At 71.6% G+C, this 22,162-nt stretch carries 20 protein-coding genes; 9 read left to right on the top strand and 11 right to left on the bottom strand.

Translation table 11 applies throughout. The features are described 5' to 3' along the window. Positions 1-3 precede the first annotated feature (3 nt). Positions 4-1,470: an amino acid permease gene (locus AB0B40_RS17815; protein WP_345054938.1), complete on the bottom strand. Its 1,467-nt coding sequence runs from the start codon at positions 1,468-1,470 to the stop codon at positions 4-6. Between the two features lie 232 nt (positions 1,471-1,702). Between AB0B40_RS17815 and AB0B40_RS17810 the strand changes: the two genes are divergently transcribed. Further along, on the top strand, positions 1,703-2,461 hold the full coding sequence (locus tag AB0B40_RS17810) for a MerR family transcriptional regulator (RefSeq protein ID WP_345054940.1): 759 nt from the start codon (positions 1,703-1,705) through the stop codon (positions 2,459-2,461). Here the strand turns inward: AB0B40_RS17810 and AB0B40_RS17805 are convergent. The 3 genes from AB0B40_RS17805 to AB0B40_RS17795 are packed head-to-tail and all read right to left on the bottom strand — an operon-like array spanning position 2,447 to position 7,097. Beyond that, positions 2,447-4,630, bottom strand: a complete 2,184-nt coding sequence (locus AB0B40_RS17805) for a 3-hydroxyacyl-CoA dehydrogenase NAD-binding domain-containing protein (protein WP_345054943.1) — start codon at positions 4,628-4,630, stop codon at positions 2,447-2,449. The two genes, AB0B40_RS17810 and AB0B40_RS17805, sit on opposite strands and share 15 nt — an antisense overlap. A 41-nt stretch (positions 4,631-4,671) precedes the next feature. Then, positions 4,672-5,886 (bottom strand): acetyl-CoA C-acetyltransferase, encoded by a 1,215-nt coding sequence (locus tag AB0B40_RS17800; RefSeq protein ID WP_362264400.1) that lies wholly within the window; start codon positions 5,884-5,886, stop codon positions 4,672-4,674. A 41-nt stretch (positions 5,887-5,927) separates the two neighbouring features. After that, positions 5,928-7,097: a CaiB/BaiF CoA-transferase family protein gene (locus AB0B40_RS17795; protein WP_362264398.1), complete on the bottom strand. Its 1,170-nt coding sequence runs from the start codon at positions 7,095-7,097 to the stop codon at positions 5,928-5,930. Positions 7,098-7,511: 414 nt separating this feature from the next. Here AB0B40_RS17795 and AB0B40_RS17790 point away from each other — a divergent pair, with 414 nt between their 5' ends. Next, on the top strand, positions 7,512-8,690 hold the full coding sequence (locus AB0B40_RS17790; protein WP_362264396.1) for a saccharopine dehydrogenase NADP-binding domain-containing protein: 1,179 nt from the start codon (positions 7,512-7,514) through the stop codon (positions 8,688-8,690). A 21-nt stretch (positions 8,691-8,711) separates the two neighbouring features. Here AB0B40_RS17790 and AB0B40_RS17785 read toward each other — a convergent pair whose 3' ends face one another. The 3 genes from AB0B40_RS17785 to AB0B40_RS17775 form a co-directional block, all read right to left on the bottom strand. Continuing rightward, positions 8,712-9,491 carry an endonuclease V gene (locus tag AB0B40_RS17785; protein WP_345054950.1) on the bottom strand — a complete coding sequence of 260 codons (780 nt, stop codon included), beginning with the start codon at positions 9,489-9,491 and terminating at the stop codon, positions 8,712-8,714. 47 nt (positions 9,492-9,538) lie between these two features. Continuing rightward, on the bottom strand, positions 9,539-9,877 hold the full coding sequence (locus tag AB0B40_RS17780) for a plasmid stabilization protein (RefSeq protein WP_345054952.1): 339 nt from the start codon (positions 9,875-9,877) through the stop codon (positions 9,539-9,541). An 83-nt stretch (positions 9,878-9,960) separates the two neighbouring features. Further along, positions 9,961-11,163: an oxidoreductase gene (locus tag AB0B40_RS17775; RefSeq protein ID WP_362264393.1), complete on the bottom strand. Its 1,203-nt coding sequence runs from the start codon at positions 11,161-11,163 to the stop codon at positions 9,961-9,963. Between the two features lie 220 nt (positions 11,164-11,383). Here AB0B40_RS17775 and AB0B40_RS17770 point away from each other — a divergent pair, with 220 nt between their 5' ends. The 4 genes from AB0B40_RS17770 to AB0B40_RS17755 all read left to right on the top strand — a co-directional run bounded on the left by AB0B40_RS17770 (position 11,384) and on the right by AB0B40_RS17755 (position 15,854). Then, entirely contained in the window at positions 11,384-11,800 is a 417-nt protein-coding gene (locus tag AB0B40_RS17770) for an SsgA family sporulation/cell division regulator (RefSeq protein ID WP_345054957.1), read from the top strand. Positions 11,801-12,111: 311 nt separating this feature from the next. Then, a complete protein-coding gene (locus AB0B40_RS17765) occupies positions 12,112-13,737 on the top strand; it encodes an ABC-F family ATP-binding cassette domain-containing protein (RefSeq protein WP_345054959.1) in 1,626 nt (541 codons plus the stop codon). A gap of 144 nt (positions 13,738-13,881) precedes the next feature. After that, complete coding sequence (gene ddaH / locus AB0B40_RS17760; protein ID WP_345054961.1) at positions 13,882-14,658, top strand: dimethylargininase; 777 nt, start codon at positions 13,882-13,884, stop codon at positions 14,656-14,658. A gap of 221 nt (positions 14,659-14,879) precedes the next feature. Continuing rightward, complete coding sequence (locus AB0B40_RS17755; RefSeq protein ID WP_362264391.1) at positions 14,880-15,854, top strand: acyl-ACP desaturase; 975 nt, start codon at positions 14,880-14,882, stop codon at positions 15,852-15,854. Positions 15,855-16,104: 250 nt separating this feature from the next. Here AB0B40_RS17755 and AB0B40_RS17750 read toward each other — a convergent pair whose 3' ends face one another. Further along, positions 16,105-16,350 carry a WhiB family transcriptional regulator gene (locus AB0B40_RS17750; RefSeq protein ID WP_345053892.1) on the bottom strand — a complete coding sequence of 82 codons (246 nt, stop codon included), beginning with the start codon at positions 16,348-16,350 and terminating at the stop codon, positions 16,105-16,107. Between the two features lie 259 nt (positions 16,351-16,609). Here AB0B40_RS17750 and AB0B40_RS17745 point away from each other — a divergent pair, with 259 nt between their 5' ends. After that, the gene (locus tag AB0B40_RS17745) at positions 16,610-17,401 is read left to right on the top strand and encodes a VOC family protein (RefSeq protein ID WP_362264389.1); all 792 of its coding nucleotides are present in this window, start codon (positions 16,610-16,612) and stop codon (positions 17,399-17,401) included. Positions 17,402-17,408: 7 nt separating this feature from the next. Here AB0B40_RS17745 and AB0B40_RS17740 read toward each other — a convergent pair whose 3' ends face one another. Both AB0B40_RS17740 and ligD read right to left on the bottom strand, forming a co-directional pair. After that, entirely contained in the window at positions 17,409-18,527 is a 1,119-nt protein-coding gene (locus AB0B40_RS17740) for a LacI family DNA-binding transcriptional regulator (RefSeq protein ID WP_362264387.1), read from the bottom strand. Positions 18,528-18,808: 281 nt separating this feature from the next. Then, the gene (gene ligD, locus AB0B40_RS17735) at positions 18,809-19,828 is read right to left on the bottom strand and encodes a non-homologous end-joining DNA ligase (RefSeq protein ID WP_345053884.1); all 1,020 of its coding nucleotides are present in this window, start codon (positions 19,826-19,828) and stop codon (positions 18,809-18,811) included. 391 nt (positions 19,829-20,219) lie between these two features. On the opposite strand from ligD, the gene AB0B40_RS17730 reads away from it, so the two are divergent. Continuing rightward, positions 20,220-20,810 (top strand): hypothetical protein, encoded by a 591-nt coding sequence (locus tag AB0B40_RS17730; RefSeq protein ID WP_362264385.1) that lies wholly within the window; start codon positions 20,220-20,222, stop codon positions 20,808-20,810. A 209-nt stretch (positions 20,811-21,019) separates the two neighbouring features. Here AB0B40_RS17730 and AB0B40_RS17725 read toward each other — a convergent pair whose 3' ends face one another. Then, on the bottom strand, positions 21,020-21,223 hold the full coding sequence (locus tag AB0B40_RS17725; RefSeq protein WP_345053879.1) for a hypothetical protein: 204 nt from the start codon (positions 21,221-21,223) through the stop codon (positions 21,020-21,022). Positions 21,224-21,399: 176 nt separating this feature from the next. Between AB0B40_RS17725 and AB0B40_RS17720 the strand changes: the two genes are divergently transcribed. Further along, on the top strand, positions 21,400-22,152 hold the full coding sequence (locus AB0B40_RS17720) for a DUF6879 family protein (RefSeq protein WP_345053877.1): 753 nt from the start codon (positions 21,400-21,402) through the stop codon (positions 22,150-22,152). Positions 22,153-22,162 lie beyond the last annotated feature (10 nt).

Genomic DNA, 22,162 nt, shown 5'->3' with positions numbered 1-22,162 from the left:
CCGCTACTTCGTGAGGTCGGTCAGCTGCCGGCCGGCGTTCTGGGCCACCCGGCGGCGGACGCCGAACCAGCCGGCGACCAGCATGACGGCGAGCAGCGGGATGAGCAGGAGGGTCTTGCGGCCGACCTCGTGGTCGTTCCACATCATGCCGAGGCAGACCAGCAGGAAGACGATCGTGGCGACCTCCGTGACCGGGCTGAACTTCAGCTGGAAGTGCGGTCGCGTCACCAGCCCCGCCCGGGCGCGGCGGACGAAGATCATGTGGCAGAGCATGATGATCACCCAGGTGCTGATGATGCCGAGGGACGCGACGTTCAGCACGATCTCGAAGGCCTGGCTGGGCACCAGGTAGTTCAGGCCGACGCCGAGCACGCAGACCGCGCAGGTCAGCAGGATGCCGCCGTAGGGCACCTGGCTGCGGTTCATGCGGGCGGTGAACTTCGGCGCGGAACCGGCCATGGCCATGGAGCGCAGGATGCGGCCGGTGGAGTACAGGCCGGAGTTCAGCGAGGACATGGCGGCGGTCAGCACGACCAGGTTCATCACGTCGCCGGCCGCCGGAACGCCGATCTTGGACAGCACGGTCACGAACGGGCTCTGGTCGGCGGAGTAGACCGAACCGGGCAGGAGCACCGCGAGCAGCACGACCGAGCCGACGTAGAACAGGCCCACGCGCCACATGATCGAGTTCACCGCGCGCGGGACGACCTTCTCGGGCTCGGCGGTCTCACCGGCGGCCACGCCGACCAGTTCGAGGGCGGCATAGGCGAAGATCACGCCCTGCATGACCAGGACGACCGGCATCACGCCGTGCGGGAAGACGCCGCCGTGGTCGGTGATGACGCTGAGGCCCGGGGTGTGGCCGCCGACCTTGTGCTGGGTGGCCAGCAGGAAAATGCTGATCAGCATGAAGCCGACGATGGTCGCGACCTTGATGATCGCGAACCAGAACTCCATCTCACCGAAGATCTTCACCGAGATCAGGTTCACGGCGAGGACCACCGCGAGGGCGATCAGCGCCAGCACCCACTGCGGTACGGAGGTGAAAAGGCTCCAGTAGTGCGTGTAGAGCGCGATCGCGGTGATGTCGGCGATGCCGGTGGTCGACCAGTTCAGGAAGTACATCCAGCCGGCGACGTAGGCGCCCTTCTCACCGAGGAACTCGCGCGCGTAGGACACGAAGGACCCGGAGGACGGGCGGTACAGGACCAGCTCGCCGAGGGCCCGCACGACGAAGAAGGCGAAGACGCCGCAGACCAGGTATGCCAGGGCGAGTGCCGGGCCCGCGTTGTGCAGACGTCCGCCGGCACCCAGGAGGAGTCCGGTTCCGATGGCGCCGCCGATGGCGATCATGTTGACGTGGCGCGCCTTGAGGTCCTTGCTGTAGCCGGCGTCGCCCGCGTCCGAGGGCGTCCGGGCCACCTGGGGGTGGGTGGTGGCCTGTGCCGATTCCACGGCTTCCTTGCTCACGGGTGGTTCCATTCCTGGTGCGCCCGGACCTCATGGACCCGGGGTTCGTGCAGGTCTTGGCCCGCACCACCCTCGTGTCGCGGTACAGACCAGGACAGCAGCTTCCCAGAGGGATCCGCCGACACGCGGTGAGCCATGTCACAGAGCGTTGCTTCTCACACGATCCACTCCGGGGCCACACACCGTTCACCAGAGGTTTCACACCTCTGGTGAGACAGCAATACTGTTCCGTATGACGACCGAGGCCGGGGACGAGGCTCCCCTCACCATCGACGAGCTGGCAGCCCGGGCGGCCGTCACGGTCCGCACCGTCCGCTTCTACGGCAGCAAGGGGCTGCTGCCGTCGCCGGTGATCGGCCCGCGCCGGGTGGGGCACTACGGGCCGGACCATGTGGCCCGGCTGGCCCTCATCGAGGAGCTGCGCCAGCAGGGCATGACCCTGTCGGCGATCGATCGGTACCTGAAGCAGCTCCCTGACGACCTCACCCCCCACGACCTGGCCATTCACCGGGCAGTGGTCGCCTCCTGGGCGCCTGAGTCGGTGGACACGGTGTCGCGCGGGGAGCTGGAGCGGCGGGCGGGACGGCCGCTCACCGCCGAGGACGTGGAACGGCTGGCGGCGATGAACGTCATCGTGGCGGCGGACGGTGCGGCGGACGGCGACACCTTCCGCGTCGACTCCGGGCTGCTCCGGCTCGGTGTGCAGCTCCTCGACGTACCGCTCGCGCACGAGGTGATCCTCGCGGCGCGCAAGGTGCTCATCGAGCACTCACGCGCCGCGGCCCACGCACTCTCCCAGCTCTTCCGCGGGGAGGTCGCGGAGCGTGACGCCCGGGACGTGAAGTCCCTGTCCGCACACATGCACCCCTTGGTGGTGCAGGCGCTGCTGACGACGTTCCAGCGCTCGCTGCGGGAAGAGCTGAGGGAGTGGGTCACCGGTTCGGGAGCGGACTCAGGACCGGAGTCAGGGGCGGATTCAGGGGCGGACTGAGTCGCTGAACGGCTCGCCCTTCTCGGCCTTCCGCACGAGCAGCGCGGGCGGGGTGAACCGCTCGCCGTAGTGCTCGGCCAGCTCACGCGCGCGGGCCACGAATCCGGGCAGGCCCCCTTCGTAGCCGTTGATGTACTGCAGGACGCCGCCGGTCCAGCCCGGGAAGCCGATACCGAGGATCGAGCCGATGTTGGCGTCGGCGACCGAGGTGAGGACGCCCTCCTCCAGGAGGCGGACGGTGTCGAGCGCCTCGGCGAAGAGCATGCGCTCCTGCATGTCGCGGAAGGGGATCCGGTGTCCGGGGTCGGTGAAGTGCTCGCGCAGGCCCGGCCAGAGTCCGGTGCGCCTGCCGTCCTCGGAGTAGTCGTAGAAGCCGGCGCCGCCGCTGCGGCCGGGGCGGCCGAACTCGTCGACCATGCGGTCGATGACCGCCTCCGCCGGGTGCGCCGTCCAGGTGCCGCCCGCCTCCTCCACGGCCCGCTTCGTCTCGTTGCGGATCTTGCGCGGCAGGGTGAGGGTCAGCTCGTCCATGAGGGACAGCACCTTGGCCGGGTAGCCGGCCTGGGCGGCGGCCTGCTCCACGGAGGCGGGCTCGACGCCCTCGCCGACCATGGCGACGCCCTCGTTGATGAAGTGGCCGATCACCCGGGAGGTGAAGAAGCCGCGCGAGTCGTTGACGACGATCGGCGTCTTGTTGATCTGCCGGACCAGGTCGAACGCGCGCGCGAGCGCCTCGTCGCCGGTGCGCTCGCCCCTGATGATCTCGACCAGCGGCATCTTGTCGACCGGCGAGAAGAAGTGCAGCCCGATGAAGTCCGTCTGCCGCTCCACGCCCTCGGCGAGCGTGGTGATCGGCAGCGTGGAGGTGTTGGAGCACAGCAGCGCGTCGGGGGCGACGACCGACTCGATCTCCTGGAACACCTTGTGCTTGAGGGCGGTGTCCTCGAACACGGCCTCGATGACCGCGTCACAGCCCGCCAGGTCGGCCACGTCGGCGGTGGGGGTGATCCGGGCGAGCAGCGCGTCCGCCTTCTCCTGGCTGGTACGGCCCTTGGCGACGGCCTTGGCGCACAGCTTCTCCGAGTAGCCCTTGCCCTTGACGGCCGACTCCAGGGAGACGTCCTTCAGGACGACGTCGATGCCCGCGCGGGCGCACGCGTAGGCGATGCCGGCGCCCATCATGCCGGCGCCGAGGACGGCGGCCTTGCGGACCTGGCGGGGCTCGATGCCCCGGGGGCGGTTGGCGCCGGAGTTGACCGCCTGGAGGTCGAAGAAGAACGCCTGGATCATGTTCTTCGAGGTCTGCCCGGCGGCCAGCTCCACGAAGTAGCGGGCCTCGATCACCTGGGCGGTCTCGAAGTCCACCTGGGAGCCCTCGACGGCCGCGGCGAGGATGCTCCGCGGGGCGGGGTAGGGGGCGCCGCCCGTCTGCTTGCGCAGGTTGGCCGGGAAGGCGGGCAGGTTGGCGGCGAACTTGGGGTTGGCCGGGGTGCCGCCCGGGATCCGGTAGCCCGGCCTGTCCCAGGGCTGCTGGGAGTCGGGGTGGGCGTCGATGAAGGCGCGGGCCTTGGCGAGCAGTTCCTCCGGGCTCTGGGCCACCTCGTGGACCAGGCCGTTCTCCTGGGCGCGGCGGGCGTTGTACTGGGTGCCCTGGAGGAGCACCTTCAGCAGGGCGTCCGCGATGCCCAGCAGCCGTACGGTGCGGACGACTCCGCCGCCGCCGGGGAGCAGGCCGAGGGTGACCTCGGGGCAGCCGATCTTCGTACCGGGGGTGTCGAGGGCGATCCGGTGGTGGCAGGCGAGGGCCAGTTCGTAGCCGCCGCCGAGGGCCGCTCCGTTGATCGCCGCGACGACCGGCTTGCCGAGGGTCTCGATGCGGCGCAGGTTGCGCTTGATGGCGAGGCCGCCGTCGAACAGTTCCTGTGCGGTCCCGGGCGTGACCCGGATGAGGTCGCGCAGGTCGCCGCCGGCGAAGAAGGTCTTCTTCGCCGAGGTGAAGATGATGCCGCGAATGGACTCCCGCTCGGCCTCCAGCCGGTCGGTGATCGCCGCGAGGGAGTCGCGGAACGCCTGGTTCATGGTGTTCGCGGACTGGTTCGGGTCGTCCAGGACGAGGGTGACGACACCGGTGTCGTCCTGCTCCCAGCGGATGGTGGTGCTCTCGGTCATGACAGTCGTCTCCGTTGAAGTCGCTTGGTTCCGCGGGGAGTTCAGATGCGCTCGACGATGGTGGCGATGCCCATGCCACCGCCGACGCACAGGGTGGCCAGGCCGTACCGCTTGTCCTGGCGCTCCAGTTCGTCGACGAGCGAGCCGAGGATCATGGCGCCGGTCGCGCCGAGCGGGTGGCCGAGGGCGATGGCGCCGCCGTTGACGTTGACCTTGTCCAGGGACAGGCCCATGTCCTTCACGAAGCGCAGCACGACCGCGGCGAACGCCTCGTTGATCTCCACCAGGTCGATGTCGTCGATGGTGAGGCCGGCCTTGGCCAGGGCCTTGCGGGTGGCCGGGGCGGGGCCGGTGAGCATGATGGTCGGCTCGGAGCCGGAGACGGCCGCGGAGACGATCCGCGCGCGCGGGGTGAGACCGTAGCGCTCGCCGATCTCCCGGGAACCGATCGCGACGAGCGAGGCGCCGTCCACGATGCCGGAGGAGTTGCCCGCGTGGTGGACGTGGTCGATCTTCTCCACCCAGTGGTACTTCTGCAGCGCGACCGCGTCGAAGCCGCCCAGGTCGCCGATGTCCGCGAACGACGGCTTGAGCTTGGCCAGGGAGTCCGCGGTGGTGCCGGGGCGCGGGTGCTCGTCGTGGTCGAGGACGACCAGGCCGCTGCGGTCCTTGACGGGGACCACCGAGCGGTCGAAGCGGCCCTCCTTCCAGGCGGTGGCGGCGCGCTCCTGGGACAGGGCCGCGTACTCGTCCACGTCACGGCGGGAGAAGCCCTCGATGGTGGCGATCAGGTCGGCACCGATGCCCTGCGGCACGAAGTCGACGGCGAGGTTGGTCATCGGGTCGTTGAACCAGGCGCCGCCGTCCGAGGCCATCGGGACCCGGGACATGGATTCGACGCCTCCGGCCAGGACCAGGTCCTCCCAGCCCGCGCGGACCTTGGCGGCGGCCAGGTTGACGGCCTCCAGGCCGGAGGCACAGAAGCGGTTCTCCTGCACGCCCGCGACCGTGTCCGGCAGCCCGGCGGCGATCGCGGCGATGCGGGCGATGTCGGAGCCCTGGTCGCCGACGGGACCGACGACACCGAGCACGATGTCGTCGATCGCGGCCGGGTCCAGGCCGGGGAAGCGGTCGCGGATCTCGTGGATGAGGCCGACGACCAGGTCGATGGGCTTCGTGCCGTGCAGGGCGCCGCTCGCCTTGCCGCGGCCGCGCGGGGTGCGGATCGCGTCGTACACGTACGCTTCGGTGCTCACTGGTGTGCCTTTCGGGAGGGTGGGCCGAGCGGGTGGCGGGGTCAGCCGCCGTCGGTGACCAGGTCGTCGGGGTCGTCGGTGGGGTGTGCCGGTATCCCCCAGTCGCGCAGCACCGCCGCCGTGTCCGCGCCGGGCCGGGCGGGGCCGGTGCGCAGGGTGGCGGGGGTCGCGGAGAAGCGGGGGGCGGGGGCGGGCTGGGTGATGCCGCCGTGGTCGGTGAAGGTGCCGCGGGCGGCGAGGTGCGGGTGGGAGGGGGCCTCGCGCAGGCTCAGGACGGGGGCCACGCAGGCGTCGGAGCCGTCGAAGACGGCGGTCCACTCGGCCCGGGTACGGGACTTGAAGGCGGCCGTGATCCGTTCGCGCAGCTCGCCCCAGCGGCTCCAGTCACTGTGGGCGGACGCCAGGTCGCACAGGCCGAGCAGGCACAGGAACTCCTCGTAGAACTTGGCCTCCAGGGCGCCGACCGCCATGTACCCGCCGTCGGCGGTCTCGTAGGTGCCGTAGTAGGGGCAGCCGCCGTCCAGGAGGTTGGCGGCGCGCCGGTCCTGCCAGGCGCCGGCGGCGAGCATGCCGTGGATCATCGCGGACAGGTGGGCCGTACCGTCGACGATGGCCGCGTCGACCACCTGGCCGGTACCGGTCGCACGCGCGTGGTGCAGGGCGGCGAGGACGCCGACGACCAGGTAGAGGGAGCCGCCCGCGTAGTCCCCGAGGAGGTTGGCGGGTACCGCGGGGGGCTCGTCCGGGCGGCCGATCAGGCCGAGCGTGCCGGTGAGCGCGATGTACGCGACGTCGTGCCCGGCGCGGTGGGCGAGGGGGCCGTCCTGGCCCCAGCCGGTCATGCGGCCGTAGACCAGGCGGGGGTTGCGGGCGTGGCAGTCCCTGGGGCCGACGCCGAGCCGCTCGGCGACGCCCGGCCGGTAGCCCTCGACGAGGATGTCGGCCCGCTCGGCCAGGTCCAGGACGCGCGCGGCGCCGTCCGGCGCCTTCAGGTCGACCACCGTCGAGCGTTTGTTGCGGTTGGTGACGTCACTGGCCGGGTCGATGGCGAGACCCGCACCGCCCGGACGGTCCACCCGGACCACGTCGGCGCCCAGGTCGGCCAGCAGCATGGCGGCGAAGGGGGCCGGCCCGATGCCGGCCAGCTCCACCACGCGCACACCGGAGAGCGGACCGGTGCCCGGCGCCGGCGGTGTCCCTGCCGTTGTCATGCGTCCTGCCCCCAAGCGTGTGTGACACAACTGATGTAACACCGGTGATGCTAAGAACGCGTTCCACCGGACACAAGACCTGAACGAGCAAGCGCTTAGCCAAGTGCCCGGCACAGGACCGACGCGGGGACCTTCACCCGGGAGAGTGAGCGGGCCCCGCACGGTCTCCGGGAGCACCCGGTCCACCGTGACGGGCCGGAGCCTTCCGGTTCATCTCGGACACGGCCTCGCCGCACGGTTGCCGGCCGGCCGCCCCGGCGGGCACCCTGGCGCCGTCTCCCGCTTCTTCCGGGTACTGCTGGCTAGGGGCCACCGCTGCCTCCGGGCTGGTCTTCGCACTGGGCACCTCTCACGCTAGCCTCGGCCACCGACAGCGGCGCGTGCTGCGCGGCGGGGCACGAGACAAGGGGTGTCATGAGCAGGATGAGCAGAGCGGACCGTCCCTACGACCTCGTGCTCTTCGGAGCCACCGGCTTCGTGGGCGCGCTCACGGCCCGCCATCTCGCCGCGCACGCGCCGCGGGACCTGCGCTGGGCGGTCGCGGGCCGTGACGAGCGGAAGCTGCAGCGGCTGCGAGAGAGCCTGCCCGGCGGCGCGGACATCGGTGTGCTGCGGGCCGACGTGGGAGAACCGGCCACCGTGCGCGCCCTCGCCGGGCACGCGCGCGTGGTCGCCACGACCGTGGGGCCGTACCTGCTGCACGGCGGGGAACTCGTCGCGGCCTGCGCCGACTCGGGAACCGACTACCTGGACCTCACCGGCGAGCCGGAGTTCGTGGACCTGATGTACGTCCGGCACGACGCACGCGCGCGGGAGACGGGCGCGCGGCTGGTGCACGCCTGCGGTTTCGACTCGGTGCCGCACGACCTGGGCGCGTACTTCACCGTCCGGCAGCTGCCCGAGGGCGTGCCGCTGACCGTGGACGGCTATGTGACCGTGGACGCGGCCTTTTCCGGCGGCACTCTGGCCTCGGCGCTGAACCAGCTGGCGCGCGGGCGGCAGATGCTGTCGGCCGCGCGCGAGCGGGCACGCCACGAACCGCGGCTGCCGGGCCGCCGGGTGACGGCGCCGACGGGCGCGCCGCGGTTCGCCGCGGAGGTCGGCGCGTGGGCGCTCCCACTGCCCACCCTCGACCCGCAGATCGTGCGCCGTTCCGCGCGGGCGCTGGAGCGGTACGGCCCTGACTTCCGCTACCGGCACTACGCCGCCGTGAAGCACCTGCCGGTCGCCCTCGGCGGGGTGGCCGCCCTCGGCACCATGGCGGCCGCGGCCCAGCTGCCGCCCGTGCGGCGCCGGCTGTCGGACCGGCTCCGGCCGGGTGACGGGCCGAGCGCCGAGAGGCGGGCGAAGAGCTGGTTCACGGTGCGGTTCGTCGGCGAGGGAGGCGGGCGGCGCGTGTTCACCGAGGTCGCGGGCGGCGACCCCGGATACGACGAGACGGCGAAGATGTTCGCCGAGGCCGCGCTGTGCCTGGCCTTCGACGACCTCCCGCCCACGGCCGGGCAGGTCACCACGGCCGAGGCCATGGGGGACGCCCTGACCGAGAGGCTGCGCGCGGCCGGGATCACCTTCCGGGTGGCGGCGCGACGCTGACCGGCGGCTGCCGGGGCCGAGTCAGGAGGCCGACCCGTGTGCCGGGACGCCGGCTCCGCCGTCAGGGGCCGGGGCCCGGCGCGTGGAGCCCTGGGCCGGGCCGCCGGCCAGGGCGGCCGTCGCCTGCCGCAGGGCCTGCCGGCACAGTGCGTCCGCCCGGCGGGTGGTCTCCGGCAACCGGAACCGCGGGGTCAGCGCCAGGGTGTGCGCCACCGCACCGGCGAGGCCCACCCGGTGGCCGACGGAGACGAAGACGGGCTTGACGCCGTCCCGGGTGCGCAGGGCACGCCCGACCTCCTCGGCCCCGGCGAGCAGCGGCGCGCAGCCGCCGCGGGCCGGCTCCGGGTCGTCGTACGTGAACGTGAAGGGGTTCTTGGCGACGCCGATGGTCGGCAGGTCCGTGAGGACGCCCAGGTGACTCGCCAGGCCGAAGCGGCGCGGGTGGGCCAGACCGTAGCCGTCGCACACGACCAGGCCGGGCGGGCACGGCAGCCGGTCCAGGGCGGCCCGGACGGTCGGCAGTTCGCGGAAGGCCAGGAGCCCGGGCACGTAGGGGAACGAGACCCGGCCGACGGCCGTCGCCTGCGCGACGACGTCCAGGGTGGCCGCGTCCAGTACGACGGCCGCCGCCGCGACCAGGTCGAGTCCGTCGTCGTAGGCGACGTCGACCCCCGTGACGTGGCCCGAACCGGGACGCGGTCCGGGCTCGTCCAGCACCACGCGGCCGCGCAGCTCGTCCTGTACGGCGCGGGCCTCTTCCTCGGTCGCGGGCCAGCCCGCGGGTACGGCGACGATCGTCATGCCGGGGACTGTACGGGGTCTGCGGCAACCGCCTCGCACCCGGCGGATCAGCCCTTCTTGCGGTTCAGCGCGCGCTGCAGCTCGTCCTTGTTCATGTGCGAACGGCCTTCGATGCCGCGCTGCTTGGCCTCGTTGTACAGCTGGTCGCGGGTCGGGCCCTGCGGGCCCGTCCGGTTGCCCGACCGCTGACCGCCGCGCCGGCCGGACGACATGTCCTGCGTGGAGCTGCGGCTGGCCGTCTTGGACTCGCCGGAACGGGCGCGTTCCTTGTTCACGGTCCGCGCGGCGATCTCCTTGGCGCGTCCGGCGCTCTCGCCCCGGTCCTGGGCGCTCTCCTTGATGTGCTCGTACTGACGCTCGCGCTTGGGGCTGGAACCGGCAGGCATGATTGCTCCCTTCCTTTGCGGCAGGGAACGGGTACCCGCGTTCCACGACACCTATCTCACCGCTCACCGTTTCCGGCCCTGTCTCATCTCTCCAGCCGCGCCGCCCGCCCCTGTTCGCCGGCCGCCCAGCAGCTGTGGTCGGGGGCGCAGGTCACGGTGTCGTACGAGCCGGTGTCGACCGTCCGCCAGCTGCGACCGCCGTCGGTGCTGAGGTCGGTGCCGGTCGGGCCGACGGCCAGCGCGGCGGCGCGGCTGTGCGCAAGCCAGGCGACCGCGGAACGGTACGCGGGCGGAGCGGTGGTGGCGGGCCGCCAGGTTCGGCCGCCGTCGGCCGTGACCGCGGCGGCTTCCGGCGAGGGCATGCCGGGGCGGTAGTCGCCGCCGACCGCGATGCCGTGGGTGCGGTCGCGGAACGCGAGCGCGAAGACGCCCTTCGCCGGATCGCCCGCCGGCACGGGTGTGCCGGCGGCCGTCCAGGTCAGTCCCCGGTCGGCGGAGTGCAGCACGCGCGCGTGGGCGCCGCCGCCGGTGGCCAGCCAGACGTCCCCGGGGCCGGAGGTGACCAGGCACTGGCCGCTCGCGGCGAACCCGGCCTCGCCGTCCAGCGCGGGCGGCATGCCGTCCGCGGGCAGTACGTGCCAGGAGCGTCCGCCGTCGGCGGTGGACAGGATGCGGAACCTCCCGTCCACCGGGTCGCTCACGGCGAGGCCGTGGCGGCGGTCGAAGAAGGCGAGGCAGTCGTAGAAGGCCCGCGGGTCGGCGTTGCGGAAGGACTCCGTCCAGGTCGTGCCGCCGTCGTCGGTGCGGTAGACGCGGGACGCCTCGCCCTCGCCGACGGCCAGCACGACCGCGCCCCGCGCGCCGGACGCCGTCACGTCCCGGAACTCCAGGCCGGCCGCTGCGGGCGGTGAGACGTTCCGCCAGCTCGCGCCGCCGTCGGTGGTACGCAGCACCGTGCCGCCCGTACCGGCCAGCCAGGCGGTGTGCCGGTCGACGGCCGCGAGGCCGCGGAACCGGATCCCTGGCGCGCCGGTGTCCTTCACCGCCCAGTGCGCGTCCTCCCGGCCGGAACCCGTCCGCCCCGTCCGCTCCACGCTTCCCCGGTCCAAGTCCGGCCGCCTCCCGTCCGGCTGCGCCACGCCCGCCCGGCCGGTGCCTTCCGTTCCGAGCGGCCGGGCGCCCGCCGCCGGGGCCGTCAGGACGGCCAGCGCCGCCGCGGTCGCCACCCCCGCGGCCATCAGCCGGTTCGCCCGTCCCCTGCGTCGCGTGCTCCCCAAGCGCCTCATGGCGGGCGAAGCTAGTGCAGTGCCCCGGCCCCGTCCAGAGGGCCACCCGAGCCGGAGACGCCGCACGGAGCGAACCGGGACGGCCGTGCGCCGCCCGCGCATGAAGGCGGTGACCGAGGTCACTCGTTCCGCGTGTGCACGCATCGGCCGTTTCCGACGTCTCTTCCAGTGCCAGGTGTCACACCCGCACGTAGTCCAGCCGTCACGAGGGAGCAAGGCGTTGTCCACCGTCATCGAGCAGCCCGTAGAGGCGCGTCTCGTCGCCGCCGCCCCGCGCATGCCGAGCATTCCCGCCACGCTGCGCTACGACCGGCGCGACCCGTTCGCGGTCCGCATGACGTTCCCGGCGCCGGCCACCCTGGAGGGTGTCGAGGTGTGCTGGACCTTCTCCCGCGAACTGCTGGCGGCCGGGCTGCAGGGGGCCGAGGGCCACGGTGACGTCCGCGTCCGGCCGTACGGGTACGACCGCACGGTGCTGGAGTTCCACGCCCCGGAAGGGACCGCGGTCGTGCATGTGCGCTCGGGTGAGATACGGCGGTTCCTGGAGGCGGCCGGTGAACTGGTCCCCGTCGGCCTGGAACACCTGCAGCTCGACCTCGACCACGACCTCGCGGAGCTGATGCGGGACGCCTGCTGAGCGTCACGCGCGCGTGAGGGACGCGTCCGCCGCCGCCTCCCCGGCGGAAATAGCGTTGACAGCCCTCCCGCCCCCTCGTACGGTGTACAGCGGTTCTGTTGCCGTCGATCGGAGAAGGACGTTGCTCGTCTGAGGTCCTGAGGCACCGCGTCGCACCGGTGAGGTGTGCGCGGCGTACGACCTCGGCGTCCGAGCCGTCCTTCGGCACAGGCCCTTTTTCTTTTGGCGCCTGCGTGCCCAGGCCCTTCGGTTTCCGCCTCGCGGTGTCTCGACACGCGTCAACCCGACCGCATCTTTCCTGCGAGGCGCCCATGTCTGCTTCCCTCACCTGTACGTCCCTGTCCTTCACCTGGGCCGACGGCACCGCCGTCTTCGACGGCCTGGACATCGCCTTCGGCCCCGGCCGAACCGGGCTCGTCGGCGTCAACGGATCGGGCAAGTCCACCCTGCTCAAACTGCTGGCCGGGGAACTCACCCCGGCCGACGGCACGGTCAAGGCGGCCGGCGAGATCGGCCACCTCCCGCAGAACGTCACGCTCGACACCGCCCTCCGTGTCGACCAGGCGCTCGGCATCGCCGAGCGGCGGGCCGCCCTGCACGCCATCGAGGCGGGTGACGTCGCCGAGGAGCACTTCGAGACCGTCGGCGACGACTGGGACGTGGAGGAGCGCGCCCTGGTCACCCTCGGCGAACTCGGCCTCGGCCACATCGGTCTGGACCGGACCGTCGGCGAGGTGTCCGGCGGCGAGTCGGTGCTGCTGCGGCTCGCCGCGCTGCTGCTGCGCCGCCCCGACATCCTGCTGCTCGACGAACCCACCAACAACCTCGACCTGTACGCGCGCCGGCGGCTCTACCAGGCCGTCGCCACCTGGCCGGGCGTCCTGATCGTGGTCAGTCACGACCGGGAACTGCTCGACCTGGTCGACCAGATCGCGGAGCTGCGCTCCGGGGAGGTCACCTGGTACGGCGGCAACTTCTCGGCCTACGAGGAGGCCCTCGCCGTGGAGCAGGACGCGGCCGAACGGATGGTGCGGGTCGCCGAGGCCGACCTGCGCAAGCAGAAGCGCGAACTGGCCGACGCCCAGGTCAAGCTGGCCCGCCGCAAGCGGTACGGGCAGAAGATGTACGAGCAGAAGCGCGAGCCGAAGATCGTCATGGGCAACCGCAAACGCGCCGCCCAGGAGTCCGCGGGCAAGCACCGCGTCATGCACGAGGAACGGCTCGCCGAGGCCAGGGAACGGCTGGACGAGGCGGCGGAGGCCGTACGGGACGACGACGAGATCCGCGTCGACCTGCCGTACACGGCCGTACCGCCCGGCCGGCAGGTGCTCACCCTGGAGAACCTGCACATGGCCTACCACGCGCGCGTGGAGGGCGTTTTCGAGCTGCGCGGCCCGGAGCGGATCGCGCTCGTCGGCCGCAACGGCGCCGGCAAGACGACGCTGCTGCGGACGGTCGCCGGAGAGCTGGCACCGGTGAGCGGAACGGCGACGGCCCACGTCCCGCTGCGGTTCCTGCCCCAGCGGCTGGACGTGCTCGACGACGGTCTGTCGGTCGCCGAGAACGTCGCCCGGTTCGCGCCGGGCGCGACCAACAACCGGATCCGGGCCCGTCTCGCCCGCTTCCTGTTCCGGGGCGCGCGCGCCGACCAGAAAGCGGCCACCCTGTCGGGCGGTGAGCGTTTCCGGGCGGCCCTGGCCGCACTGATGCTCGCCGAGCCCGCACCCCAGCTGCTGCTGCTCGACGAGCCGACCAACAACCTCGACATGGCCAGCGTCCGGCAGCTGACCACGGCCCTGGAGTCGTACGAGGGCGCGCTCGTCATCGCCAGCCACGACCTGCCGTTCCTGGAGTCGGTCGGGATCACGCGGTGGCTGCTGATGGAGGGAGGGGAGCTGACCGGGACGACACTCGAAGAGCTGACGGACCGGGACTGACCGGGCACGGTGGTCTCAGGACGGGCACAGCCTGACAACGACGGGTTTTGCCCTGACCGGAGCGCCCTGCATGATGACGGACCGGCGCCTTGTGCAAGGCGCCGGACACCGCGCCACCGCACCGACCGATTCGAAAGGCCCCTCGTGCCCAGCAAGAAGGCCCTTGTCCGCCGCCCCGGTCCCCGCCTCGCCGACGGCCTGGTGACGCACATCGAGCGGGAGAAGGTCGATGCCGCGCTCGCCGGCGAGCAGTGGCAGGCCTACGTGGAGGCCCTGCGCACGCACGGCTGGGAGACGATCGAGGTCGAGCCGGCCGACGACTGCCCGGACGCGGTGTTCGTCGAGGACACCGTGGTCATGTACCGGAACGTGGCGTTGATCACTCGGCCGGGTGCGGAGTCCCGGCGCGAGGAGACCGCCGGGGTGGAGGAGGCGGTGGCCCGCCTCGGCTGCTCGGTGAACTGGATATGGGAGCCGGCCACCCTGGACGGCGGTGACGTCCTGAAGGTCGGCGACACCGTGTACGTCGGCCGTGGCGGGCGGACGAACGCGGCCGGAGTGCAGCAGCTGCGGGCGGCCTTCGAGCCGCTGGGCGCCCGCGTGGTGGCCGTGCCGGTGAGCAAGGTGCTGCACCTGAAGTCGGCGGTGACCGCGCTGCCGGACGGCACGGTGATCGGGCACATACCCAAGGTGGACCGGCCCTCGCTGTTCCCGGGCTTCCTGTCGGTCCCCGAGGAGTCCGGCGCGCACGTGGTACTGCTGGGCGGCGGCAAGCTGCTGATGGCGGCGAGCGCCCCGAAGACGGCGGAACTGCTGACCGATCTCGGCCATGACGTGGTGACGGTCGACATCAGCGAGTTCGAGAAGCTGGAGGGGTGTGTGACGTGCCTCTCCGTCCGCCTGCGGGAGCTGTACACCTGACCGGGTGATTCCGTCACGCCGACAGCCTTCCGACCTGTGGGTCCCGGGGCTGACCGCGCGCCGCGGAGGGCTCGTCCGGGTGGGTTGATCAGCGGTTTCTTTACGGTCACCTTAACCTACGGCTTCGTAACCTACGGGTTCGTAGCCTACGATCACGTAGGTTTCCGGCACCGCTCGCCGGACCGTCCCCTCCCCCTGTTCCGCGTCCCCCTGGAGTTCCTGTGACGATCACCTCCCCTCACCTCGGCAGCCCGTCCGTCTGGACCGACGCGCGGCTGCTGTACGCGCTGGAGGAAGTGGTCGAGAAAGAACTGAACCGGCACCTGCAGGTCGCCAAGGACTGGATGCCGCACGAGTACGTGCCGTGGAGCGACGCCCGCAACTTCCCCGGCTTCTTCGAGGACGGGGAGTCCTGGGCCAAGGACCAGTCCAAGGTGACGGAGATCGGCCGGATCGCCCTCGTCGTCAACCTGCTGACCGAGGACAACCTCCCGAGCTACCACCACGAGATCGCCACGCTCTTCGGGCGCGACGGCGCCTGGGGCACCTGGGTGCACCGCTGGACGGCCGAGGAGGGCCGGCACGGCATCGTGATGCGCGACTACCTGCTGGCCTCGCGCGCGGTGGACCCGGACCAGCTTGAGCAGTTCCGCATGGCGCACATGAGCGAGGGCTTCGAGTCCGACAACCGGCACTCGATGCTGCACTCGATCGCCTACGTCGCCTTCCAGGAGCTGGCCACCCGCATCTCGCACCGCAACACCGGCCACCAGTCCGGGGATCCGGTCTGCGACCGCATGCTGGCCCGCATCGCGACCGACGAGAACCTCCACATGGTGTTCTACCGCAACCTGCTCAAGGCCGCCTTCGAGCTCGCCCCCGACCTGACCATGCAGGCGGTCCGGGACGTCGTGGTGAACTTCCGCATGCCCGGCCACGGTATCCCCGGCTTCGAGCGGGCCGCCGCGCAGATGGCGATCGGCGAGGTCTACAACCTGCGCATCCACCACGACGACGTGATCCAGCCGGTGCTGCGCTTCCTGAAGGTCCTGGAGATCGACGGTCTCGGTCCCGAGGGACGCCAGGCGCAGCAGGAACTCGGCCTGTTCCTGGGCGGGCTGGACGCGGAGGCCTCGAAGTTCGACGAGAAGCTGGCCGCGCGCAAGGCCCGGATGGCGGCGCGCGCCGGGGGCTGACGCCCGCGCGAGGGCCGGGCGATCGTGCCCCGCGCGAGGGCCGGGCGATCGTGCCCCGCGCGAGGGCCGGATGGCCTTGCCCCGCGCGAGAGCCGGGCCGTCGTGCCCCGCGCGCGGGCCGGATGGCCTTGCCCCGCGCGCGCGGGCCGGGTGGCCGGCCCGGGGCGGGGCCGGCGCCGTACGGGGCCGGAGCCCGTCGCGTGGGCGGACGGAGCCGGCGGTGTGGGCGGACGGAGCCGGCCGGGGGTCGTCAGGGGGCGGTACGCCGCAGGGCGAGCCGCTCCTTCTCCGACAGGCCGCCCCAGACACCGAACCGTTCGTCGTTGGCCAGCGCGTAATCCAGACAGGCCGGCCGCAGCTCGCACATGGCGCAGATGCGCTTCGCGTCGCGCACCGAGCTGCCGGGCTCGGGGAAGAAGAAGTCCGGCCCGGTCTGCGCACACAGGGCCTGCGTCCGCCAGGTGTCGTCGGCCGGGGTGATGGTGTCGATGTGCATGCCCAGGAGCCTGCCGCACGCCGAAAAACGTTCGATCAACGCCGGATCAACGGCGGACCAGGAGCGTCGGACCGCCCCGATGATGCTCCCCGGGGACCGGCGCGCGCACGGCGGCGCGCGGGGCGGTGGGAAAACCGGGAGGACGCGCGCCGTCACACCGGCTGAGTGCGGCGCGTCGCGGTGGTCCCGGCGGCGGTTGTCAGTGGGCGGTGCCAGACTCGGCAGTGCACAGGACCGGACCCTTTCGAGGAGGGCCGAGATGCTCACCACCCGTTTCGTCGACGGCGCCCCCAACTGGATCGACGTCGCCGGCCCCGACATCGACGGCGCCGCCGCCTTCTACGGCGCGCTCTTCGGCTGGCGGTTTCGTTCCGCGGGCCCGGACGCCGGCGGTTACGGCTTCTTCCAGCTGGACGGGCGGACCGTGGCGGGTGGCATGCCGGCCGGCCCCGGGCAGGGACCGCCGGCCTGGACGGTGTACTTCCGCAGCGAGGACGCCCGGGCCACCGCCGAGGCTGCCGAACACGCCCACGGCAGCGTGCTGGTGCCGCCGACGGACGTGATGGGCCAGGGGCACATGGCGGTCCTCGGTGACCGGGCGGGCGCCCCGTTCGGGATCTGGCAGCCGGGGCGGACCAGCGGCGTGGACGTGGCGGGTGAGCCGGGCTCGCTGTGCTGGGTCGAGCTGTACACGCCGGACATCGCGGCGGCCGCCGCGTTCTACCACCAGGTGCTCGGCCTGGAGACCTCCGGCGTGCCCTTCCCGGGTGGGACGTACACCTGTGTCAATCCCGGGGGTGCCGGGGACGACGCGATGTTCGGCGGGATGGTGCCGCTGGCCGACGCACCCGACGAGGCCGCGGGCGGTCCGCACTGGCTGCCGTACTTCGAGGTGGCGGACACCGACGCCGTGGTCGAACAGGCACAGCGCCTCGGCGGCGCGGTGCGGATGCCCGCGACGACCGTGGCGGGCGTGGGCCGCACGGCCAGGCTCGCCGACCCCTACGGGGCCCGTTTCGCCGTGATCAGAAGCGAGTCGCCCCAGGGCTGAGCCTCGGTCATGCGGAGGCACGGCGTATCAGGCTGGTCGGCAGGATCACACCCCTCCCCGGTGCGCCCTGGGCACCGGCGGCCGGATGCTCCCCGTCCCGGCCCTCGGACAGCCCCCGCAGCAGCAGACGCGCCATCAGCCGGCCCATTTCCTCGATGTCCTGGCGGACCGTCGTGAGCGGCGGCTCGGTCTGCTCGGCGACCGGCACCATGTCGTCGAAGCCGACCACGGCCACGTCCTCGGGCACGCGCCGGCCGCTCTCGCGCAGCACCCGCAGGGCGCCGAGCGCGGTGAGGTCGTTGGCGGCGAACACGGCGTCGATGTCCGGGCAGCGGTCCAGGAGTTCACGCATGGCGCGTTCACCGCCCGCCGGGGTGAAGTCGCTCTCCACGACCAGCCGGGGGTCGCTCTCCCCGAGGACGTCGGCCATGACGTCCCGGTAGCCGTCGAGCCGGTCGACCGCCGACGTCTGGTCCAGCGCACCGGCGATGTGCGCGACACGCCGGCGGCCGAGGTCCACGAGGTGCCGTACCGCCGTGTGCGCCCCGCCCCGGTTGTCGCAGTCGACGTACACCACGCCCCGGTCCGCTCCCTCCCCCGCGCGTCCCGGGCCAGCGTCCCGGGTGTCCTCGCTCCAGTGCGGGCGCCCGCCGAACACCGTGGGCACACCGGCGTCACGGATGAGACCGGGCAGCGGGTCGTCCAGGTGCAGGGAGAAGACGAGCGCGCCGTCGACATGGCCGCCGGCGAGATAACGCGCCACGCGCGCGTGGTCGGGCCGGCCCTCGGTGAGCAGCAGCACCAGTTGGTTGTCGTGCGCGGTCAGCTCCTTGCTGATGCCGCGCAGTTGGAGGGCGAAGAACGGGTCGGCGAAGACCCGGCTCTCGGGCTCGGCGATGACGACCGCGACGGCGTCGTGGCGCCGGGTGACGAGGCTGCGCGCCGCCTGGTTGGGGACGTAGCCCAGCTCCTCCACGGCCCGCCGGACCCGTTCGGCCAGGGGCTCGCGGACCCCGTCGCCGCCGTTGACCACCCGGGACACGGTGGCCCGGGACACGCCGGCCCGTGCGGCCACGGCCTCCAGGGTGGGACGCGACACTGCCTCGGGCACTTCGGGACTCCTCATCGGCGGCTGGCGATCAGGATAGCCGCGGGGTGCCGGACCGGCCGGTCCCGGAACGGGCCGGAGTCGGAAACACGCCGGAGTCGGAACGGGCGGAGTGGGAACGGGCGGAGTGAGAACGGGCGGAGTGGGAACGGGCCGCAGTCGGACGGCTCGGCCCGCCACCCGCGCACCTCCCGACGCTCCGCCTCCCGGCAGGCGACCCGGTGCAGGACCCGGCAGGCGACCCGGCAGGCGAGGAGCGGAGCCAGGCGGCAGCCGGGATCCCCGGTCCCCCGCCCCCGTCAGGGTGATGGCTCGCGGCGAGCGCGGCTCGGCTGGACGCGTTTGGGTTCGCCGGGCATCTTCGGGTACTCCGGCGGGTACGGCAGGTCGCCCAGGCCGTGGTCGTGTTCGTCGCGGCGGGCCAGTTCGAGCAGGGCGTCCAGGGAGTAGGCGTGGTCGTCCATGTCGGCGTGCACGTCGCCGACGTCGGCGAACCGGCTCGGCATGGTGGCGAGGTCGAAGTCCTGGGGGTGGGCGACACCGACCTCCTCCCAGCGCAGCGGCGCCGAGACGGGGGCGTTGGGGCGGGGGCGTACGGAGTAGGCGGAGGCGATGGTGCGGTCGCGGGCGGTCTGGTTGTAGTCCAGGAAGATGCGTTCCCCGCGCTCCTCCTTCCACCACTTGATGGTCACCTGCTCGGGCATCCGGCGTTCCATCTCCCGGCCGACCGCGATCGCCGCGCGTCGCACCTGGGTGAAGGTCCAGCGCGGTTCGATGGGCACGAAGACGTGCAGGCCCCGGCCCCCCGAGGTCTTCGGCCAGCCACGCAGTCCGCCGAACTCGTCCAGCACCGCTCGCAGTTCACCGGCGGCGCGAGCCGCGTCGTCGTAGTCGGTGCCCGGCTGCGGGTCGAGATCGATGCGGAGTTCGTCGGGGTGGTCGACATCGGTGGCGCGCACGGGCCAGGGGTGGAAGGTGAGGGTGCCGTACTGGGCGGCCCACACGACGGCCGCCTCCTCGGTCGGGCACATCTCGTCGGCGCTGCGCCCGCTGGGGAAGGTGATGTGGGCGGTCGGGATCCAGTCGGGCATCCCCTTCGGGGCCCGCTTCTGGTAGAACCACTCGCCGCCGACGCCGTCCGGGTAGCGCTCCAGGGTGGTGGGGCGGTTGCGCAGTGCGCGCAGGATGCCGGGGGCGACGCAGGCGTAGTACCGGGCGAGGTCCAGCTTGGTGAAACCCCGCTCCGGGAAGAACACCTTGTCCGGGCTGGACAGCCGTACGGTCCGGCCGCCCACCTCGAGTTCCACCGCATCACCCATGCGGCCACGGTAGGCGTACCGCACACAGCTCGCATACCGGGCGAACCCATATGCATGCGAGCAGAATCGGATGCATGGATCTCCCCGTGATGCCGCCCGTGAAGCCGATGCTCGCCAAGTCGGTGGCGAAGATCCCGCCGGGCATGCACTACGAGGCGAAGTGACTGTACAGTCGATCTAACCTGCGCGATTAACCCGATCGGGTGATCTCCAGGGCACTTCCAGGGCACACAAGCGCCCCCCCGTCATGGGACACGGGGGCCGCTGTCAGATCTGAGCCCCCCTTGCACGGCACGCTTCGACACTCATCGTCGACTTCCAGAATTCTCACGGCATCGCTCTAGCTACACTCTGCACCCAGACGGACACGGGGGAGTGTGGGGGTGCAGCCATGTGGGTGGAGCTGTTCGGTGGCGCAGCGGTCGGGTTTCTCGGCGGACTGACAACAGCCTGGCGCATCGTAGCCAAGGGAGTTGCTCTGGCGTGGCTTGAGGATCTCCGCGATCAGGTCAAGGTGCGCAAGGTCGAGCGGCGGAAGAAACAGGCCATTCGTCACGCAAGGCTTGATCGGGAACTGGCAGCAGACGCTGAAGCTGCGGAGGCAGAACGGCAGAGACTCGCTCTCGCAGCGGAAGCGGAAAGCAAGAGGGTCCGCCGCGCGCACTCGGAACTGAAGAAGACTCTCCCGCTCGCAAACGATGCTGTTAGAACCTATACAAACAGCATCTTCGTTGGCGCCTTGGAGATGACGAGCCGGAGCTACCCGCACACGGCGGCCGAAGCCAACGCTGAGCGCGAGAAGTACGGTCAACACCGCGCGGTCGTCGCCCAGCTGCGACGGCAGGTGGAGAAACTCTCCGGTCTGGGAGTCGTCGAGACCGACTGCCGTATTACTGACTGGGACGAAGCATCTCCGGTGGACCTGCAACGTCTAGCCGCCAGCATCGACAAAGCTGCCAAGGACTACGCTCTCAAGCTCTGATCACTCGCCACGCATAGCTTTGGCCATCCTCTCGACCATGTCCGCGCGCACGATGCCCAAGTGCACGTACGGGCTGCCTCTGTGTGTGACAACTGGCCGGATGGTTCCCCAGACGCTTTCCGGGATACCTAGTGAGGCCATCGCAGCCCTGATCGCCTCGGAAGCGTCGGCGGCCCTCGCGCGGCTGTCCCGGTACGTCTGCATGTCCATCAGTGAGTCCCGGCAGCGTGGGAGCGAATCTCGTCGGCGTGCTTGGCAGCCTGCGTGATGTCGCCCTTGTCCTTCGCGGCGGTGAGCTGTTGCCAGTTGGCGGCGCACACCTTGCAGCCCGGCGCTGGAGCGCAGTCGAGCAGCCACGCGTTGAACCCCACCGGCAGGACGATGGGGTTTTCCTGAGTGGTCTTGTGACGCATCGTGTCTCCCCAACTTTCCGTGACTCCGGATACGACCGTAGGAAGCGGAAGTTGGGCCTCGGCCCGGATATTCTCCGTTATTCTCACGCGGCATGCCGAGATGCCTCGACATTCCCACGCTGCCGCAGACACCCTTGTCTGGCCGGGCTTCCAGGGCGACACGAGAGGTGACCGCAATGGCACGCAGACTGCGCTTCAACGGCACGGGCAGCGGAGGCACAGGATGCCCGTCCGTGCACGAAGACCTGGACAGCCGAGAGGTGATCGTTCATGGTCCGCCGCTCACAGACCCCAAGGACGTCGCCCAGCTTCAGCACCTCTCCGAGGGGGAGGTCGCCGTCGTCGTGCCGCGTGACTTGCTGGTCGACTGGACGCCGAAGGGGGATGGCACGCGCCAGGCGAGGATCATCGGACTGGACGAGTTCGAGGATCTGTTCCGGACGTTCAAGCACACGGCCTGGCGACTGGAGATGCGACAACGCTACGCCAGCGACGAAACGACTGACACCTACCGGCAGTTCCTCGAAACCGGTGCCGCCCAGTGGGACCCGGACGACCCGTACTGCGAACTGATCCGTTCCCAGACCGCCCAGGGCAAGCGGGTGGAGCGGGTACGGATCGTGGACCAGCCGCCGACCACCGGACAGCTCTACCTGCTCGACAACGCGAAGCGGAACAGTGCCCTTGGCGAGGACATCCGCAACCTGTGGCGTGCGGACGCCGAACGGCTCTACCAACTCCCGGCCGAAGACTTCTGGTTGTTCGACAGCCGACTCGTGGCGCTCTTGCGGTTCGATGACGACGACCAGCTCGTGGACGTGGAGCTGATCACGGAGCCGGCTGAGGTCGTCCGCTACTCCGTCATCCGGGATGCGGCATGGCATCACGCGGTGCCGTACAAGGATTTCGCGGCCGGGCTGGCCGAGTAGGGAACGGAAC

The organism is Streptomyces sp. NPDC042638, assembly GCF_040647235.1.
In the GTDB taxonomy this organism is placed as follows: Bacteria; Actinomycetota; Actinomycetes; order Streptomycetales; family Streptomycetaceae; genus Streptomyces; species Streptomyces rameus.
Note: the sequence above shows the minus strand (reverse complement) of the source record. Positions and strands in the feature narration are given on the sequence as shown.

Bases quoted from the DNA above. Each gene is read 5' to 3' on its own strand.
- AB0B40_RS17810 (WP_345054940.1), top strand. From the start codon at position 1,703: ATGACGACCGAGGCCGGGGACGAGGCTCCCCTCACCATCGACGAGCTG.
- AB0B40_RS17805 (WP_345054943.1), bottom strand. From the start codon at position 4,630: ATGACCGAGAGCACCACCATCCGCTGGGAGCAGGACGACACCGGTGTC.
- AB0B40_RS17795 (WP_362264398.1), bottom strand. From the start codon at position 7,097: ATGACAACGGCAGGGACACCGCCGGCGCCGGGCACCGGTCCGCTCTCC.
- AB0B40_RS17790 (WP_362264396.1), top strand. From the start codon at position 7,512: ATGAGCAGGATGAGCAGAGCGGACCGTCCCTACGACCTCGTGCTCTTC.
- AB0B40_RS17785 (WP_345054950.1), bottom strand. From the start codon at position 9,491: ATGACGATCGTCGCCGTACCCGCGGGCTGGCCCGCGACCGAGGAAGAG.
- AB0B40_RS17780 (WP_345054952.1), bottom strand. From the start codon at position 9,877: ATGCCTGCCGGTTCCAGCCCCAAGCGCGAGCGTCAGTACGAGCACATC.
- AB0B40_RS17775 (WP_362264393.1), bottom strand. From the start codon at position 11,163: ATGAGGCGCTTGGGGAGCACGCGACGCAGGGGACGGGCGAACCGGCTG.
- AB0B40_RS17765 (WP_345054959.1), top strand. From the start codon at position 12,112: ATGTCTGCTTCCCTCACCTGTACGTCCCTGTCCTTCACCTGGGCCGAC.
- AB0B40_RS17750 (WP_345053892.1), bottom strand. From the start codon at position 16,350: ATGCACATCGACACCATCACCCCGGCCGACGACACCTGGCGGACGCAG.
- AB0B40_RS17745 (WP_362264389.1), top strand. From the start codon at position 16,610: ATGCTCACCACCCGTTTCGTCGACGGCGCCCCCAACTGGATCGACGTC.
- AB0B40_RS17740 (WP_362264387.1), bottom strand. From the start codon at position 18,527: ATGAGGAGTCCCGAAGTGCCCGAGGCAGTGTCGCGTCCCACCCTGGAG.
- ligD (WP_345053884.1), bottom strand. From the start codon at position 19,828: ATGGGTGATGCGGTGGAACTCGAGGTGGGCGGCCGGACCGTACGGCTG.
- AB0B40_RS17730 (WP_362264385.1), top strand. From the start codon at position 20,220: ATGTGGGTGGAGCTGTTCGGTGGCGCAGCGGTCGGGTTTCTCGGCGGA.
- AB0B40_RS17725 (WP_345053879.1), bottom strand. From the start codon at position 21,223: ATGCGTCACAAGACCACTCAGGAAAACCCCATCGTCCTGCCGGTGGGG.
- AB0B40_RS17720 (WP_345053877.1), top strand. From the start codon at position 21,400: ATGGCACGCAGACTGCGCTTCAACGGCACGGGCAGCGGAGGCACAGGA.